Origin of the sequence: Bacillus sp. FJAT-45350 (genome assembly GCF_002335805.1) — a bacterium.
Lineage (GTDB): Bacteria > Bacillota > Bacilli > Bacillales > NISU01 > FJAT-45350.
In genome coordinates this window covers 2,662,837-2,681,450 of record NZ_NISU01000001.1, presented here as the reverse complement: position 1 = coordinate 2,681,450, position 18,614 = coordinate 2,662,837, and the positions used below count along the sequence as shown (strand labels likewise).

Genomic DNA, 18,614 nt, shown 5'->3' with positions numbered 1-18,614 from the left:
ATTAAATAAAATTATGACTAAAAGTAACTAGGCAACTAGATAAAAGAAGGGTATTATCAAAATATTGGTTAAAATTTAATGAGGTATGGAGGTATAACATGTAATGAAAAACAAGAAAGGTTTTACATGGTTTTTGATCGTAATAATGTTAGTTAGCATGTTTCAAATTTCCATGATGCCAGGAAGTGTATTAGCTGAAGGAATGGAAAATGTACCAGAAGCTGGGGTGCAATTATCACCATCTGCTCAACCTCTACTTTCTAATGATGCTAACTTGTCTAGCTTAACGGTAAGTGCTGGGGAGTTGAGTTCTGAGTTCGATGCAAATACTACAACGTATGATGTAATTAACTTAAACACTTCACAGTTAACAATTACAGCAATCCCAGCAGAGCCAAATGCTAGTGTTACAATAAATGGAGCTCCTACCACCTCAGATACAATTTCGTTGCAAGCAGGAAACAATTCGATTCCAGTTGTAGTTACGGCACAGAATGGGACTGCTAGTAAAACGTATACAGTAAATGCAAACCTTAATTCTACATTTATTTTAGTCTATTCTGCTCCTGAGAATGGCACGATCGAAGGCGAAACATCACAAGCAGTGAATCAAGGTGGGAATGGAACAGAGGTTACAGCTGTACCCAACGAAAATTATCGTTTTATACGGTGGAGTGATGGTATAACAGATAACCCACGAACAGATACAGATGTAAATGAAGATGTTAACGTTACTGCGGAGTTTCAAACGTGGGTAACCACTACATTCGTTTTAAATAGTGGAGATGCAGAAATTGACACAATGAGTTTAAGCAATAGCACCTTAGGAAGAAGTAATACCAACGCAAGTACATTAAGCTCAGGGGATAATGAGTTTCGTTATATTACTCAAGAATTTATCCCGTCTGTATCGGGAATATATCATTTTGGAAATAGTCAAGCATCTATCGATACAGTTATGTTGGTGTATGAAGGAGAATTTGATCCCGAACAACCAGCAAATAATTTCGTAGGATTTAATGATGATAATCATAATCCATCACCTGAATTTCAGAGTGGTGACGTTCCAGAAGATGCGTTCTGTGCACCAGAAACAGAAACGAATACAGATAGAGCTAGAGATCGGTGTCCAGCTGTAGAGTTAGAATTAACAGCAGATACTCGATATATTATTGTGACATCGACTTTTAGCTCAAGTGCTTCATCAACGTTAGATTTCCCATTGACGTTCTTTGTGTCGGGACCGGCAGCTGTATCTAGTGGTGATAAACCAGTAAATCACATAGTGACGTTTGAAGTATCCGGTGGAAGTACAGTAGCAGATCAAACGGTAGCACATGGTGAGAAAGTTAGTAAGCCCGCAGATCCAACAAAAGCAAACCACACGTTTGAAGGTTGGTTTACAGATAATACGCATACCACAGCCTTTGATTTCGATACTACGGTTACTGGGGATACAGCGATCTATGCGAAATGGACAATGAACCAGTCTTCTGGTGGAAGCTCAGGAGGAGGTGGTGGAACAACAGCACCTACCACTGAACAAATCACAGTTCCCGTTGAAACGGGTCTTGTGAATGAGGGTATAGTTGTTAATGAAACACCGATTACGAGAACAAGAGAAACAGACGGTAGAGTACGAGATCAAGTCAGTTTTACATCAGAAAGAGTCCGAGAAACGATAGAAGCCGTGAGAGAGGCAGAACAAAACACAGCACGGATTGTGATACCAGATGCAAATGATGAAGTGTCTGAGATCGAATTTTCTGTTCCGAATGAGGCAATGAGAGATTTAGGAGACTCAGATGTAAACTTAGAGATTTCTACAGAAAATGTCCGAATTACCATTCCAGAGTCTTCTCTAGATGATTTTGATGAGGATCTCTATTTCCGTTTAGTTCCTGTGAAAGGAGTGGATCAGCGCCAAGAAGTAGAAAATCGAGCACGAGTCGAACAGATAGTTCAAGAAGTTACAAGAGACCGTGATGTAAATGTAGTTGCGCGTCCTATGACGATTGAAACGAATATGCAAAATCGTCCAGTCACACTTGTTTTACCATTACGTGATGTAGAGCTACCAACGAATGAACAAGAAAGAACTCGTTTCTTGAATAATTTGGTGATTTTCGCAGAGCACAGTGATGGTGAAAGAAAGCTCATTCGTGCAAATGTTGTAGATTATAAGCAAGATCAATTAGGCTTAGAATTTGGTGTTAACAAATTCAGTACGTTTACCATTCTTCATTTAGAAGGCTGGGAAGAATTGATCGATGATTCAATGGAAAGAGGCTACATTAAAGGCTTTGAAGATGAAACGTTTAGACCAAACCATTCAATCACTCGAGCTGAAATGGCGATGATGTTTGCACGTAACTTAGGCTTCGTTGATTCACAAACTGCAACAGAAAAGCCATTCCCAGATGTAGCAACTTCTCACTGGGCAGCAGGTTCGATTGAATTTGTAAAAAATGTAGGCTTAATGCGAGGAGACCTTGAAGGTCAGTTTCACCCGAATGCTCCAATGAAGCGAGCAGAAATTGCGACTGTTGTGGCAAGGTATCTTGAGCTAGAGCTAGGCACAGTGAATGATAGTGTAAATGCCTTCCAAGACATTACAGGACACTGGGCAGTTCGAGAAATCGCAGCTGTAAAAGAAGCAGATATTGTAAGTGGCTACAACGATGGAACTTTCCGTCCAAATGGAAATGTAACGAGAGCAGAATCGGTCGTTATTTTAAACAACGCATTCGACATTAGTCCGTATAGCGTTGAAATACCAACTTTCCCAGATGTTACATTAAATCATTGGGCATATGAAGAAGTAGAAAAAGCAGTAATAAGAAAATAGAAGTATGAATGAAGGGGCTGTGGACTTAATCCGCAGTCTTTTTCTTTATATTGATTATCACTAGTGTTGCATAAATATTGTTGGAATTTTCAGTTTTAATGTTTTCTCTGCTTAGAGCCAAAAAAGGAAATACCTAACCAAAGGTGGTTCCATCCATTTGGATTTTTTTTACAATTGAGCATAAGTAACGACGACAATTTGTTTATTAAGGGACTGCTTTTCCTTCAATTTTTCGAATCCAGATATACGCTGGTTTCCATAGCGCAGCCCTTAAATAACGGCTAATTTGTAAGGTTTTTCGCTTGCTATTCGTTTCGATTTGAACGAGAACATGCAGGCAAAAAACAATCAGTGCAATAAACACTTGATTTTGAATCGCCCATTCGCTGTGACCATAGAACTTTTTAATGTTGAGATGCTGTTTTATCCATTTGAAAAACAGTTCAATTGCCCAGCGTGATTTATACATCTCAGAAATCTCTTCAGCACTCAAATCAAAACGGTTAGTGATTAAATGAAGCTCATTTCCTTTTGAATCCTTCACTTTTAATAGGCGAAAGTAATTTTCACTACGGTTTTGAGTTGTACCAATCAATACCATTTGATCTGATAATACTGCTGAACCTTCTGGTAGTTTAAATTCATAAACTTCGCGTACGACCGCATTTTTACGTAGTCTTGAAAGAAAAAAGTAGCCATCATCCGTCATGCGATCAAATCGCTCGTAATCAAGGTAACCACGGTCAAACACATACATGCATTCTTTGTTATCAATCATCACTTCAAGTTGACCACGATCGTGTTCTTTTGCCGTTGTAATAACAGCTTTTTCAGGATAGGAAAGTCCATTTTCCATAAACACAAGACGCAAATGCACCTTAACTCCCGCTTTTGTTTTGCGGAACTTAGCCCATTTATGATGGGTCAAATTAAGTGGCAATGTGCTTGAATCAATGATTTTTAACGGCATAATCAGTTTTGTAGGGTGTGTTTTGACATGAATTTGTGCTACTAGATCTAAGAAAAGCTTTTGAAATAAGTCAGGATTCATATTATTTAATCGCCGTGATAGCTGAGAGATACTGATAGAATCTAGGTTAACTTCTTTTTGCAGCTTGTCATCAAAAAGACTATCGCCCAGTGCATGAAGACTTTCGATTTCTTGAAGTTGTGCAAAAAGAAGTAATTTTAGAAATGATTCGGTCGTTAACTTTTTTGTATAGTAATCTAATTTCAACGTTTTCACGTTTTCTTCAAATAATTGAAGGTTAATGGGTGAAAACCATTGTCCAAATGAAGTTTTTCGTGTAATCTTGTCCATAGTGTGAGTCCTTTTTTAGTGGATTTGGACGGGTTACCACCTGACTTATCCATTATAAAGGACTTTTTCTGTGCGTAAAATGAGATTATTGAAGATTTTGAGTCTTTTTAATATTTGAAATTAATTAATGCAACACTAGTGATTGATTATAAATATTGAATAAGCTATGTAGTAGACTAATCGTTCTTCAACAATCTGGAACTATTGGTGAAGAAATTTAACTCTGGCTTGGTAAAAATTGATTCCTATACGTTGTAAATCCGCATTTTTACCTGTCGCTACCCCAATATGACAAAATAACATAATATAATATGCTACTATTTTAAACTAGAAGGCTGTAGATATATCAACACTCTTTCTATTAACAGCAAGTATTGGTATTATTAGTACTAAGTTACAGTAGGGTTTGGACAATTAATAGAGGGGGAGTTTTTGTGAAATTAAATGATATAGGTATAACACAAGAACAAATGTTGATATTCTTTAATAATGTTGATAAGCATGTTTCATCATTAGACAAAAGTGGTATTGAATTTCGTAGTAAATCTTACAATTCTTTAAGAATTCTACATCATAAAGGATATGTTTATGTTTGGGAATATGAAGATAACAATCCGATTAAGTTTAAGAACACTTTTGTTGACGGGTTTAGATGTATGCCAAGCAGGGATGAAGTTAATCTAATGTATGTAGAGATACATGCAAATGGAGGCGATAGTGGAATTGCAAACCCTGATTCCTTCGATATAGATATACCAGAAAATGTTTTATGTTTTCTCTTAGATTGCTTTAAGCCAAGGTTTATTGAATCAGATATTTATTAATAAAATATAAGGTTTACTAGTTTATATGATTTGGTAAACCTTATATTACAATCTGGAACGATTGCTGAATACGGTTTTTCATAAGGTGAAACGCATTTTGGAAATAATTATGGAATTAAAATAAACATAAACATTAGTCTTCCCTGAGTAGTGTTCTTTATTAAAAAGATATACATAAATCTATAAATCCTTGGTAATATTAATAATTTAACGGGTATATGCCCGCTAACCAAATCAATACAGCCGTCACTCCACACTAATGAGCGCATACAAGAACATCAAAGACGAACGCTTCCGTCATTATATACTGAAGGAAAAATCAGATGTGTATCACGCGATGAAGAGCTTCTTTAAGAAGGAAGAAGAGGCGATGGCTTAAAAAATTAAAGTCCTTACTATCATATTGCAGGTAGTAAGGATTTTTTATGTTTAATATGATTTTTAACAGTAGGTCTAGATTGGGTGATTACTGCCACAAGATTTTACCACCCTTGCCATCTTTTTTACTATTGCTCGCCAAGAAATTTACCACACATCGCCATTACATTTACTAATGTAATGTAACATCACTCCAGAATAACAAGAAGCCAAAGTTTGTATTAAAGTGAATAAAATAATGCATACTTTGGCTTCTTTAAGGTTGTAGATTTTTTTACTAACGCTCGCCGTTTGTTGAATAATAGATTGTAAATACTAACTATATTTGAAATAGTTGTTGTTGAATGAAGCGGAATACTAAAAAAAAATTTATGTGCAATGAGGAAAAGTGAAATTTTAAATCTAATGGGGGAAGGTATTTGAACAAAAGGTTTGTATTCACACTTATTATTATTTTAATAGTTTCGATATTACCAAGAATTATTTTAAATGAAACATTAGGGTATGTTCCTGTTTGGTTATCGTTTGTACAGCTTTTCCTTCTAATCGAAGGATGTTTATTTTGTTTTTTTGTAGAAGGCTTTAAACCTTTTCTGAAATTTTCCATCATACTTGTTACGATCATTTTAGGAGAATTAATTATTAAATATCTTTCCTGTTATTATCTTATTAGCATTGGCAAATTCATTTTGTGAAGGGGTAATTTATAGAAGTGCAATATTAGGAACACTTAAAGAGGTTTTACCGAAAAATTATGTTGTTCTCATAGCAGCGGTATTCTTTGGAATTGCTCATTATTATGGTGCTCCAAGTGGTATTGTCGGTGTATTCATGAGTGGTCTTCTTGGATGGTATCTGTGTAGAAGCATGTATGAAACTAAAGGCTTTGCCGCAGCATGGTTTATTCATTTCATGCAGGATGTTGTGATTTTCTCTACTATATTTTTGTTATTTGGGTATGCAACCTAATGCTTTTCAACGCCATGTGTGAAAATGATTGTAAATATTATATATATTTGAAATAATTGTAATTAATTTAACGAAGGAAGTAAAAGTCTTTTAATCCTTATTGAGTTAAACAATAGAGAAGAGGTATCAAGTGAAAAAATTAGATTTAAAAATTTCAATATTTTTAGCTGCTATTTGTTTTATAGCTGGATTTGTAGTCTTGCCTTACCAATTGGATGTCCTTGAAACTACAATTCCTCATCAATATGATGAAATTATCAATTCATTACCAATGGCACTAAGTCTAGTATCCATTGTTGTTGGATTACAATTATTTATTGCAGCTTTCATTTTAAGTTTTATCGGCATTAAATTAGCTCGTAAAACAGGGTTTTCATTACACATTTTAGATGCGATTTTCAGTAAGGAGAAAGTCGTCATTAATAAAAAAGCTACTTATCTATCAATCTTAAGTGGTATATTACTAGGCTTTATTTTTGTAGGTGCCGATCGATTTTATTTCCAAAATCAAATCCCCATACTAGCAGAAAATAAACCTGAGTTTTCACTATTAGGTTTATTGGCGGGGGTTTTTTACGGCGGTGTTTTTGAGGAAATTTTAATGCGGTTATTTTTAATGTCGCTCATCGTGTGGATAATTCTGAAAATTTTGAAACGAATCTCTGATAATTCTTATTGGTTTGCGATTATGTTAACTTCATTACTTTTTGCTGCTGGTCACTTACCAGGTACGGAATTAATTTTCGGAGAGTTAACATCTACAATCGTTATTAGGGGTCTATTATTAAATTCAATTGGCGGATTAGTCTTTGGCTACTTATACTGGAAAAAAGGATTGGAATATGCAATTTTATCTCATATGTTTGCTCATATTTCGATGCAGTTATTGTTTATGCCATTATTTTATTAGTCGATTTTATAGTTATTAGAGTACTGCATTTAGTTAATGAAAAGTGGGTGTTTATTTATTCATAGTGAATATTAAAATATTTAATAATACATTTAAATTATAATTAATGGAATGTCCCCTTCCTACATAAACATGTAAAGAAACTAAGTTTACTAAATAGGAGGGAACTGATGATTCCTACAGTACTTATTCAGCTTGCACTGATTATAATTATTGCTAGGTGTGGTTATAAGGCGATTACCTTAATTAACAGTCACCGAAAACCTTGGTTTGAGATTCTTTTTTATCTATCTGTTGTAATATTTACTTTATCTTTTTTATTATAGTACTCAGTTGCGATCGCTCAATTAAAGCGGTCGCCTTTTTGGAGTTGAGTATTTTATATTCAAATCATTAGTGGTCCTCATGGAAATTTCAACAATCATAAAAGCTTGCATTCCAAAACACAAACCTCCAAAATAATATATACATAAGTAATACAAAAATGAGACTTGAATGGGAGGAACTTTATTATGGAAATAGGATTAAGCACCTTCGTTGAAACAACCCCAGATCCGAAAACAGGTGAAGTAATTAGTCATGCAAAGCGAATACGTGACGTTGTTGAAGAAATTGTTCTTGCTGATAAAGTAGGTTTGGATGTCTTTGGTGTCGGGGAGCATCATCGAGAAGACTTTGCAGCATCTGCACCGGCAGTTATTCTAGCAGCAGCTGCAGCACAAACAAAAAAGATAAGATTAACAAGTGCAGTAACAGTTCTTTCCTCTGCTGATCCAGTACGTGTATTCCAAGATTTTTCGACTGTTGATGCTATTTCTAATGGTCGGGCAGAGATTATGGCAGGGAGAGGTTCTTTTATCGAGTCTTTTCCATTGTTTGGATACGATTTACAAGATTACAATGAACTGTTCGATGAGAAATTGGAACTACTGTTAAAGCTACGTGAAACTGAAAAAGTTACATGGAAAGGTGGACACCGTCCTGCGATTCAAAACCGAGGTGTATATCCTCGTCCTGTTCAAGACCCACTCCCAGTATGGATTGGCAGCGGTGGGAATATGGAATCTGTTATTCGTGCAGGGAAACTAGGGTTGCCACTGGTTTTGGCAATTATTGGCGGAAGCCCGCTTCAGTTTGCCCCACTTGTAGAGCTTTATAAAAGGTCGGCTGAGAGAGCTGGACATGACATTTCCAAATTACCAATTGCGTCGCATTCCCATGGCTTTGTTGCAGAGGACACAGAGACAGCTGCCGATAAGTTCTTCCCATCTACTCAGCATGTAATGAATGTGATTGGGCGTGAGAGAGGTTGGGGGCATTATGACCGGTCGAGCTTTGACGCTGCAAGAAGTTTTGAAGGGGCTCTATATGTAGGAGATTCAAAAACAGTAGCAGAGAAAATTATTCATCTACGTAAAAATGTAGGAATCACTCGTTTTATGCTTCATTGCCCTGTTGGTACAATGCCTCATGAGGACGTTATGAAGTCAATAGAATTATTAGGGACAGAAGTGGCGCCTCGAGTAAGAGAGGAAATTTCTAAGTGGGAACAGGAAACAAACGAGTAAGGAGATAACAGTTAGTTCATATATTGTATAGTGGAACCTACCAACAATTTTTCATTCAAACTGTTGGTAGGTTTTTTAGTAGAACGCTGTCTAATTTTATAATTATTAATCTAGAATATAATGAACTTTCCGTTTAAACTATGATTATAAGTCATATTGAGCGATTGGAGTTGGGTATGAATCAAGTTTCTAAAGAGCTAATTCAAGAATTGTGCGAACCCCATATAGCAAGAAGGGGCAAACTATATTATGAACAAAATCGTGTCCGAATTGTTGGTACTGAACTTTTAGATGAGGTAGTAGAAGTAACTGGAAAAGTTAAAGGTAGTAGAGTGTATACGACAGAAGTACTCTTTGATATGGATGGTGAGTTTCTTTCTGCTGGTTGTGAATGTCCGTATTTCCATCAGTACAATGACCCCTGTAAACATATTGCCGCAATGTTTTATTCCCTTAATAACTATGACTCTCCCATGTTAATGGGACCACAGGTGTCGAATGAAAATGAGAAGGTGGCAAATGACTTAATTGCTTATTTTACCCAACAAGCATCTTTCCCAGAGGTTAAAAAAGAACTAGGCGTCAAATTCATACTAAGAGTTGAAGGGCCTCACTTTATGAGCAACACTGCTAAGTTATCTATTGAAATGAAAGTAGGGGTTGAAAGACTATATGTAGTGAAGGATATTAAGCAAGTGCTTGAGAGTATTGGGAAAGGAAACCTACATCGTTTTACCTCAAAGTTTACACTTGATTTAACTCAGCATAAATTTAAAGAAGCAGATTATCGGTTAATTCAATTGTTGCTAGACATTATCCAAAATGACGACACTGCCCATAGGGATAATTTTTATTATCGACCTTCAGCGAATGGTAGAGTGATGTCGATACCTTCAATTGTTAATCAACGCTTCTTACAACGTGTCACTGCATGTGATGATGTTGTAATAGAAAATAGCATAGTTGGGGAAGTTCCACTTTCAGTAGTTGAGAATCGATTCCCAGGGGCTTTCTCAGTTGAGAAGGAAGGTCAGAGCTATCAATTTCGTTATTCAGAGCATTATGATTCGTTGATACAAATTCCGCAATCAAATTATGTGTACTTCGGTGAGCGGTTTTATCATTTAAATGATGAACAAAAAAATCACCTTTTCGTTATTCATGACATGATGAAGCAAGTAGACGGTCAGTTAGTTTTATCAAGAAATGATATTGAAAAGCTATCCGGTACAGTTTTTCCTATACTTAAAGGGTATGAGTTGTTGGAGGTTGATGACTCGATTCGTGAGGATTTTGTAGAGGAGCCTTTGAATGCTTCTGTTTACTTAGATATCGAGGAAGATAGAATGCTTGCGAAGGTAATATTTGCTTATGGTGAGCGTGAGATTAACCCATTGGATGAATCTACAGAAGAGAAACAAGAGAAAATCATTGTACGTAATATGGAAAAGGAAGGAAATGTGTTGGCTATAATAGAAGAGGTTCCTTTCTATTATAATGGAACGGATTTCTTCATTGAAGGTGACGAGGAGTATCATTCTTTTCTTTATCACTATTTGCCCAAGCTTTCAGACTTGACGAATATTTATATGACAAACTCAGTAAAAAATTTGTATGTTGACGTTAACCAAGCTCCAAAAGTAACGATTGACTTTAGTGAAGGAAACTTACTTGAGATTGGCTTTGAAACAGGTGATATAGAAAAAGATGAGCTAGTGAATGTGTTTCGTTCGTTAATTGAAAAGAAGAAATATCATAAGTTAAATAATGGAGCTATCCTACCATTAGAATCTAGTGAGTGGGAGAATATAGAAGGACTCATAGAAATGAGTAATCTAAAAGCGAAAGATATGGTTGATGGTAAGGTGAAACTGCCTTCACATACAGCATTTCAGCTTGATGGACTATTCAATGATAAAGAAAAGGTGAAAAAGAGTAAAGACTTTAAAAAGCTGATTCAAATGATTTCGAACCCAGATACCATTGACGAAGAAGTACCATCGACTTTGGCAGATGTAGTTCGGGACTACCAAGAGCGAGGATTTAATTGGTTTACCTCACTTGCTCGATACGGCTTTGGTGGCGTATTAGCTGATGATATGGGACTTGGTAAAACGTTACAGACTATTACATTCATGCTATCTGAACGTATGAAAGACCAAAAGCGACCACCATTTCTTGTAGTAGCACCTGCTTCGCTGATTTATAATTGGGAGAAAGAATTAGATAAATTTGCTCCAGAATTAACTGTCTCAATTATTGATGGCAAGAAAGCCGAACGAGAGAAAAAATTAACTGAAATAGATAGTTATGATATCTTTATTACTTCTTATCCTTTACTAAGAAGGGATTATGAGCAGTTTGAGGATATACATTTTTCGGGATTAATATTAGATGAAGCACAAGCATTAAAGAACTCTGCTTCGTTAACATACAAAGCCGTAAGGACAATAAGAGCCGATACGAAATTTGCTCTAAGTGGTACACCAATTGAAAACCGAATAGATGAGTTATACTCGTTGTTTTCTGTTATTATGCCAGGCTTCTTCAATAGTAAGAAGGCATTTAATAACTTATCTGAAAAAATGATTAGAAAGAGAATTATGCCATTTATTTTAAGGCGAACGAAGAAAGAAGTGTTAAAAGAACTTCCAGAAAAGATTGAAACAACAAGAATTACTGAATTAACAAAAGACCAACGAGAGCTTTATGTAGGCTACTTACAGAGAATTCAGCAAGAGGCACTCTCTCAGCTAAGTTCTGAAGGCTTTGATAAGAGTCGAATTAAAATTCTCGCAGGACTCACTCGATTACGACAACTCTGTTGTCACCCCTCTCTTTTCCTTGAAAACTATCAAGGAGAGTCCGGAAAATTAAATGAGTTGTTAGAATTTTTACAGGATTGTCATGAAAACAAGCGTCGTGTTCTCGTTTTCTCACAGTTTACAAGTATGCTAGAGATAATTAGAGATATTTTAGCAGAAAAGGGAATGGAATGTTTTTATTTAGATGGAAATACACCTGTGAAAGACAGACTCAACATGGTTGATGATTTTAATGAAGGAACAGAGACGGTCTTCCTTATATCACTTAAAGCTGGTGGGACTGGATTAAACCTAACTGGTGCTGATACAGTAGTTCTGTATGACTTGTGGTGGAATCCGGCAGTAGAACAGCAAGCTGCTGATCGAGCACATCGGCTTGGACAAAAAAACGTTGTTCAGGTTGTAAAATTCGTGACAAAAGGGACGATTGAAGAAAAAATTATGCAACTTCAAGAAAAGAAAAAAGCTCTATTCGATAATGTCATCCAAAGCGGTGAAGCTTCTCTGTCTTCCTTATCAGAAAAGGACATTCGTGAAATATTATCGATTTAATGGAATGGAAAAGGCTGTTTAAAAAAGTGTTTCATCTTTTTTGAACAGCCTTTTGTTACATTAATACCGATCCGTTGTGTTAAAATGGATTTAACAATTATAGGAAGTAAGGTGATGGTATGATCGTAACAGACCAGCGTTCCCAATTACGAAATGATGTGAAAAAGCTAGGTAACATTCTAGGTGAAATTCTTGTTCATCATGGTGGGTCTTCACTTCTTGAAAAAGTTGAATCTATAAGAAAAATAACGATATCGTTAAGAGAAGAATATCAAGAAGAAACGTATAAGCAATTAAAAGAAGAGATAAAAGAGCTAAAGCCACCAGTTCGACAACAGGTTATTCGAGCATTTTCAATCTATTTCCACCTTATTAATATTGCAGAACAAAACCATCGTATGCGACGACGTCGTGAATATCAGCTACAGGGTGATGGAGTAGTGCAGCCTTTTTCGATTGAAAGTGCGTTAAATTCAATAAAAGAGAATCAAGTTTCAGGAGAAGTACTTCAACAAGTGTTGAATGATTTATCACTTGAACTAGTGATTACTGCACATCCAACTGAGGCGACAAAGCGTACGGTTCTAGAAACACAAAAGAGAATTTCTATTATTTTACGTCAGTTTGATAACCCTCTTTTAACAAAAAAGGAAAAGAAAAATCTAGATGAAAGCTTATATAATGAAGTAACTGTTTTATGGCAAACGGACGAACTACGACAGAGAAAGCCAACCGTAGCCGATGAAGTGAAATATGGTCTTTACTATTTTGACGAAACGTTATTTGATGTGTTACCGACGATTCATCAAGAGTTAGAAGAACAGCTTGATGAATATTATCCTGCTACAGAATGGAACGTACCGAATTTTCTTCGTTTTGGTTCTTGGATTGGTGGAGATAGAGATGGTAACCCAAATGTGACACATGATGTTACGTGGGAGACATTACATAAGCAGAGGAAGCTAGTATTAAAAAAATATGAAAATCTTATCACTGAGTTAATGAAAAGATTTAGCCATTCTGTTACTCGCGTATCAATTAGTGAGAAACTTGAGAAGTCAGTTCTAGAAGGTGAAAAGGCGTATTTAAAACCAAATGAAGTATGGCCAATTAAAACAGAGCTGTATAGAAGAATGTTTGCGATTGTGTTGAAGCGAATAAAGAATGTTGGAAGAACTGAAGTTGGCTATAAAAATTCCGAGGAATTACTCAATGATTTATTATTGATAAAGGAAAGTGTAGACAAGCATCAACCTTCACACCATAGACTTAAAACTATTCGTAAATTAATTCGTCAAGTTCAATTGTTCGGCTTCCATTTAGCAACATTAGATATCCGAAATCATAGCGGAGAGCATGAATCAGCGATTTCTGAAATCTTAAAAGCTGTAAAAATTACAGATGATTATGCATCTCTTCCTGAAGAGGAAAAGGTCGCTGCTCTAGAAGAGGTTCTCAAAGATCCTAGACCGATTCTTTTACCGAACGAGGATTACTCTGAAGATACACAAGAGCTAATTAATTGTTTTCAAATGATTAAAAGAGCACATACAGAGTTTGGAAAGCGGTCAATTGAAGTCTATCTTGTCAGCATGTCTCAATCTGCAAGTGATTTATTAGAAGTGCTAGTTTTAGCGAAGGAAGCGGGAATTTACCGACTACATTCAAACGGAGAAGTGGAAAGTCATCTCCATGTAGCTCCGTTATTTGAGACGATAGGTGATTTAACAGCAGCACCTGATATAATGCAAAAGCTCTTTAAACTAGAGGTTTACCGCAAACATTTACATGAGCGTGGAAACAAACAAGAGATAATGCTTGGTTACTCTGATGGTAGTAAAGATGGGGGGACTTTAACCGCAAATTGGAAGCTCTTTAAAGCTCAACAAGAAATTCATAATATGGCAAAAGACTTTCAAATTGGTTTGAAGTTTTTCCATGGTCGAGGAGGTTCATTAGGGCGTGGTGGTGGTCCGATAAACAGAAGTATTTTATCTCAACCAGCAGAAACACTTGGTGATGGAGTAAAAATAACTGAACAAGGAGAAGTTCTAGCAAATCGTTATCTGCTTGAAGATATAGCGTATCGTAGTCTAGAACAGGCATCGTCCGCGATACTTGAAGGTTCAGCGAAAATTTCAAAACGGTCAGAGCTTGGTCATAATCGCGAAAAGAAATGGGAAGAAGCAATGGAGGATATTTCGAAATCTGCTTTGAAAAAGTATCAATCGCTTGTTTTCGCGGACCCAGACTTTTTAACTTACTTTAATCAAGCAACACCATTAGGGGAATTAGGAGCATTAAATATTGGCTCTCGACCTATGAGTCGTAAAAATAGTCATTCCTTTGAAAATTTACGTGCGATTCCATGGGTGTTTGCTTGGACACAAAGTAGACAGCTTATTCCTGCTTGGTATGCTGCAGGTACAGGATTAGAGTCCTTTATTTCTAAAAATGATGGAAATCTCAAGCTACTGCAAACGATGTACGAAAAGTGGCCATTCTTTCATTCTACAATTGATAACCTTCAGATGGCGTTAATGAAAGCTGATCTATTAATTGCTAAAGAGTACACGAGCTTAGTGCAAGACAGTAGCGTCAGTGAACGTATCTTTAATGACATAACCGAGGAATATAATAGAACAAAGGATTTGCTATTACAAATTACTGGAAATGAAGAATTGTTAGATAACACACCTAACATTCAAGAATCTGTAAAATTAAGAAATCCATATGTGGATCCGCTTAACTTTCTTCAAGTAGAAATGATACAAATGCTGCGAGACGCTGAACATAAAGATGAGGAATTATTAACAGAAGTATTATTAACGATCAGTGGAATTGCAGCAGGGGTTTTGAATACAGGTTGATGTGTAAATAAGAATAGTTAGAGTTAAGTCTCATTACATAAGTGAATGAGGCTTAATTTATTGAATAAACGATTTGCTTTATGATAGAGAAGTGTCAACAAATTCTTGATTATTAGTACTGTAGATTGTAGGATCAGATTGAATATATAGCAGGAGAGGGATTTAACAATGAGTTCACAAAGCAATTCAGAAACAACACCAGAGCAGAGACGAATTGGAGATAGAAGAAAGAGGTTTGGAAATAAAAAGTCAATCTATATTTCTCTAAGTGTTCTATTATGGCTTGGCTTATTCTATGTAGGATACAGTCTAGCTTTCAACTATTTTGAAGAAAATCAAACAAAGATGGATGAAAAAATTGAAAGTATTAGCTTTCAGAATGAAGAAATACTTTCGCAGCTAGAGCAATTCAATCTAGAATTACAGTCATCTACGGAAGAAATTTCATTGATCAAGGATGAACTAAGCTATATTTATGAAGGGCTAGAGTTAACTGGGGAGTCATTAACAGGCAGTGACCAAACAAGACTCGCTTTAGAAGAGAGAATGATAGAATTGGATAAACGTTTAAATGACTTGCGAACTCAATTAGTTAAATTGGAGGAAGCGACTCGTGCTCATTAAACTACAGCTTTTTTTTCTATTACTTTTTGCACCGTTTATCGGTATATTTCTAGCATCAATTGAGAGACACTCTGATGAAGTTATCGAAACTACTGTTATAGCTCAAGGGGAAATTAAGAAACAGAATGAAACAATGAAACAAAATCTTTTTGAATCAAGAGAGTTAATGACGGAAACTACCTACATAAGTGAATCATCTAAAAGAATAATAGAATTAATTCAAGAAAATGCAAAAGCTGAGTTACTAGATTACTTAAAACAACAGGAAAAACTGAATTCTTTAGTTGAGGCTAGCGTAAATCATAGTCAACAATCAGCTGATTTAATTGAACGACTATTAGCAACTATGTTAGGAAATCCCATTGGACAGACTTATGGTGAGAACTCAGTTGTAAAAGTATATTCACTCGAAGAGTCTGGATACAGAGGGTACATGGCAAAAATTCGGTTACATAATCCCAATGCAATTCGTATGGTCTTAGCTGAGGACCAAATAGCTAGTAATGGGGAAACGACTAGCCATGCGGCAAAGCGGACTGGTGGAGTTTTAGCAATAAATGCTGGAGGGTTTACGAGTCAAAATGGGAAGCTGTATCCTATTGGTATAACTGTAGTTGATGGAGAAATTGTTACATATTTTGATTTAAGCCTTAGTTTTATAGGGTTTAATAATAATGGCAATCTAGTAGGTGGACAAGTATCCTCTAGAGAAGACATTCAAGCTATGAATGTACTACAAGGTGCAAGTTTTACTCCTACCTTATTAAAAGACGGGAAAAAGCTGTCAATTCCTTCTAATTGGGCTAATACGAGACATCCCCGAACATTAATTGGACATTTTGATAATGGTGACCTCTTTTTTATGGTCATTGATGGTCGGAGAGAAGGGTGGAGTAACGGCGTAACATTAGAGGAAGCGCAGGATAAATTGTTAGAATTCAATATTCGAGATGCCTATAATTTAGATGGTGGAGGGTCAAGTGCTTTTTACTATGATGGAAAGGTCTTAAATAAACCATCTGATGGTCGTGAGAGAAGAGTGAAGACGAATATTGTCATATCACCATAAAATATTAGCGAAAGTGGTCTAAATAAGCGATAAGGGTGAGAAAAAGATGAAAAAATCAATGGTACATTCGTTCCTCTTCGCTTTGTTTCAGAGCAACTAGGTGCAGAAGTAGATTATGATTCTTGGACAAAAAGGGTAACGATTTAAAAATAAGACTTAAAAAGCAACACCCCTATTAACTTTGATAGGTGGTGTTGCTTTTAGTTATTGTTGTATCGTTATTCTTCGTGCCTGACTATTCCAATCAACACTAGCACCAATCTGCTCTGAAATGAAACGGATTGGTACGGAGGTAACACCATTTCGAATAATAGGAGCTACTTCAATTGTATGATTTGTATGTGAACCATTTTGCGTAACTGAAATCGTTCGACTTCCCTCTCGTAATGTCAGTGTTTTTCCGTCTACTTGAATCGTTATTGTTCTAGTCGGCCCGTCCCAATGTACATTTGCTCCAAGATTCTCACTTATAAATCTAAGAGGGACAAGTGTACGACCATTTGTTGTATAGGGAGCAGCGTCGAGTTTAACAGATGAACCGTTTACTTGTGCAGTCGTGTTATTTAGATGCAAAATAATCGTGCTTTTTCTTGTCGGAATTTCGATAGGTGCTGTAGTTTGCTCTAGGTAACTACTTGCTATATAACCAGTTTTACCATCAGTTAATTCAACTGGATACCAAACGAATTGATTTCTGCTATTCTTATTTAGTTCATACATAAACGAGTCTGAAATTTTGACAGTTTGATTCAATTGTAGTCGAGTAACTTCATTACTAGCTGTTGTCGGTTGTTCTCGTAGTCGAACATTATTCGTTGTAATTGTTGCTCTTTCACCTTTTTTGAGAAAATGTTTACTCTCTGTTAATTTAGCAGACGTAGTAACATCTTTAGTGAATGTAATATTATTGCTACTATTCGAGTCATATTGAAAATGACTACTATCTAAAGGTAGTTCAGTTAACGTTACCAAGCTACGATTTGCAATGACATCGAATACTTTTTCTTGGTATGCCTTGCGATTTCGTTCGCCAGTAGCTTGTACGATAGGACTATTTAGAGGTTTTATTCCATTATATGCCATTACAGAGAAATACCAATGTTCAATGATATGTCTTTCATGTCCGTTAATCTTCGGTAAGTCACCTCTAGCAAACATAGAATCTAGCATTTCCACGCCTGATTTAATGTTATACACAATATCATTTTTTAATCTTTCTTGATCATAATCTTGATACAGTGTAATCTGCATAATTCCAATGCCACCATCGTCTGTAATGATTGGGGTACCATCTGGATGAAATTGTCTCCAGTTACCACTTTCTACTTCTGCAATCCCTTTTACAATTTCCGGTGGAACATTGTAGTCCAGTGCTGTTTCTGTTAGTAAACAGTTTACTGTCTGATAATCTGGATTCACACCAGGTTGGGCGCTATATCCACATTTTTCTTCAATCGATGAGTTTGCTAAACTATTAGTAGGAAAAAGAAATAATAATAGTATAGCAAGGACGATGTAAGAATGATGGCCACTATTAAATAGTTGTTTCATTGATGCAACCCTCCATAAATTCTTAGTGATTATATTACTCTAGTATAATAGAAAAAGGGACTATATGATACATTAAAACAAAAATTGGTAATATTGGCTTTGTAAAAGAGTAGAGCTAATAAAAGATAGAAAGGACGTTTTGTTATTACAAAACAAAGAGGTGCCCAACCCTAGCCTCTTAATTAATAGAACTGATTTAGTTTTTTAGAAAATAAATAATAAATAGTTTATTTGTTGTAGTATCAATAATGAAAGCGCTCTTTTGTGTATTAAAGCGAAAAAACGATATTGACAACCTGATTACT

At 35.8% G+C, this 18,614-nt stretch carries 13 protein-coding genes and 1 pseudogene; 12 read left to right on the top strand and 2 right to left on the bottom strand.

What is annotated here, in order from left to right; genetic code table 11:
- Positions 1–103: 103 nt before the first annotated feature.
- Complete coding sequence (locus tag CD003_RS13435; RefSeq protein WP_096201610.1) at positions 104–2,848, top strand: S-layer homology domain-containing protein; 2,745 nt, start codon at positions 104–106, stop codon at positions 2,846–2,848.
- Between the two features lie 205 nt (positions 2,849–3,053).
- Here CD003_RS13435 and CD003_RS13430 read toward each other — a convergent pair whose 3' ends face one another.
- Positions 3,054–4,169, bottom strand: a complete 1,116-nt coding sequence (locus tag CD003_RS13430; protein ID WP_096200279.1) for an IS4 family transposase — start codon at positions 4,167–4,169, stop codon at positions 3,054–3,056.
- 434 nt (positions 4,170–4,603) lie between these two features.
- On the opposite strand from CD003_RS13430, the gene CD003_RS13425 reads away from it, so the two are divergent.
- The 11 genes and pseudogenes from CD003_RS13425 (at position 4,604) to CD003_RS13375 (ending at position 16,905) form a co-directional block, all read left to right on the top strand.
- Entirely contained in the window at positions 4,604–4,993 is a 390-nt protein-coding gene (locus CD003_RS13425; protein ID WP_096201609.1) for a hypothetical protein, read from the top strand.
- A gap of 232 nt (positions 4,994–5,225) precedes the next feature.
- Positions 5,226–5,372 (top strand): annotated as a pseudogene (locus tag CD003_RS22330) (sporulation protein YhbH); the annotation flags it as partial.
- A gap of 647 nt (positions 5,373–6,019) precedes the next feature.
- Positions 6,020–6,340: a CPBP family intramembrane glutamic endopeptidase gene (locus tag CD003_RS13410; RefSeq protein WP_096201607.1), complete on the top strand. Its 321-nt coding sequence runs from the start codon at positions 6,020–6,022 to the stop codon at positions 6,338–6,340.
- A 130-nt stretch (positions 6,341–6,470) separates the two neighbouring features.
- Positions 6,471–7,250: a CPBP family intramembrane glutamic endopeptidase gene (locus CD003_RS13405; protein WP_096201606.1), complete on the top strand. Its 780-nt coding sequence runs from the start codon at positions 6,471–6,473 to the stop codon at positions 7,248–7,250.
- Positions 7,251–7,420: 170 nt separating this feature from the next.
- Positions 7,421–7,576 (top strand): hypothetical protein, encoded by a 156-nt coding sequence (locus CD003_RS21920; RefSeq protein WP_179295550.1) that lies wholly within the window; start codon positions 7,421–7,423, stop codon positions 7,574–7,576.
- A 186-nt stretch (positions 7,577–7,762) separates the two neighbouring features.
- A complete protein-coding gene (locus tag CD003_RS13400) occupies positions 7,763–8,818 on the top strand; it encodes an LLM class flavin-dependent oxidoreductase (protein ID WP_096201605.1) in 1,056 nt (351 codons plus the stop codon).
- A 176-nt stretch (positions 8,819–8,994) separates the two neighbouring features.
- Positions 8,995–12,195, top strand: coding sequence for a DEAD/DEAH box helicase (locus tag CD003_RS13395; RefSeq protein ID WP_179295549.1), 3,201 nt, complete (start codon positions 8,995–8,997; stop codon positions 12,193–12,195).
- A 119-nt stretch (positions 12,196–12,314) separates the two neighbouring features.
- Positions 12,315–15,065 carry a phosphoenolpyruvate carboxylase gene (gene ppc / locus CD003_RS13390; protein ID WP_096201603.1) on the top strand — a complete coding sequence of 917 codons (2,751 nt, stop codon included), beginning with the start codon at positions 12,315–12,317 and terminating at the stop codon, positions 15,063–15,065.
- Between the two features lie 168 nt (positions 15,066–15,233).
- Positions 15,234–15,689 (top strand): hypothetical protein, encoded by a 456-nt coding sequence (locus tag CD003_RS13385; RefSeq protein WP_096201602.1) that lies wholly within the window; start codon positions 15,234–15,236, stop codon positions 15,687–15,689.
- Positions 15,679–16,758, top strand: coding sequence for a phosphodiester glycosidase family protein (locus CD003_RS13380; RefSeq protein WP_096201601.1), 1,080 nt, complete (start codon positions 15,679–15,681; stop codon positions 16,756–16,758). The genes CD003_RS13385 and CD003_RS13380 overlap by 11 nt, the downstream gene beginning before the upstream one ends.
- 54 nt (positions 16,759–16,812) lie before the next feature.
- Complete coding sequence (locus tag CD003_RS13375; protein ID WP_096202352.1) at positions 16,813–16,905, top strand: stalk domain-containing protein; 93 nt, start codon at positions 16,813–16,815, stop codon at positions 16,903–16,905.
- Between the two features lie 57 nt (positions 16,906–16,962).
- On the opposite strand, the gene CD003_RS13370 is transcribed toward CD003_RS13375, so the two are convergent.
- Complete coding sequence (locus tag CD003_RS13370) at positions 16,963–18,309, bottom strand: stalk domain-containing protein (RefSeq protein ID WP_096201600.1); 1,347 nt, start codon at positions 18,307–18,309, stop codon at positions 16,963–16,965.
- Positions 18,310–18,614 lie beyond the last annotated feature (305 nt).